The sequence below is a fragment of the Mammaliicoccus sp. D-M19 genome (assembly GCF_022386695.1).
GTDB lineage: Bacteria > Bacillota > Bacilli > Staphylococcales > Staphylococcaceae > Mammaliicoccus > Mammaliicoccus sciuri.
Window position 1 is genome coordinate 1 of sequence record NZ_JAJNHW010000018.1, and the last position, 439, is coordinate 439.

Genomic DNA, 439 nt, shown 5'->3' on the forward strand with positions numbered 1-439 from the left:
TTACAGCTCCCCAAAGCATATCGTCGTTAGTAACGTCCTTCTTCGGCTTCTAGTGCCAAGGCATCCACCGTGCGCCCTTAATAACTTAATCTATATTTCCTTATACATAACGTTTAAGAAAATAACTGTTATTAATCTGTGATGTCGTCTATAAAGACGACGCGCGATTATTAAGCTTGTTGAATTTCGTTAGAAATTCACTCGGTTTTTTGCTTGGTAAAATCTATTGCTTACTTATCTAGTTTTCAATGTGCAATTAAAAATGGTGGGCCTAAATGGACTCGAACCATCGACCTCACGCTTATCAGGCGTGCGCTCTAACCAGCTGAGCTATAGGCCCATTCTTAAGTTGAATGTTATAAACATTCAAAACTGAATACAATATGTCTCCGTTATTCCATGACCTAATGGTCATTCCGTAATATCCTTAGAAAGGAGG

General features: G+C 38.7%; 1 tRNA gene and 1 rRNA gene. Both read right to left on the reverse strand.

The features are described 5' to 3' along the window. Positions 1-91 (reverse strand): 23S ribosomal RNA (locus tag LQ675_RS14870); the annotation flags it as partial. Positions 92-263: 172 nt separating this feature from the next. Further along, positions 264-340, reverse strand: a tRNA-Ile gene (locus LQ675_RS14875). Positions 341-439 lie beyond the last annotated feature (99 nt).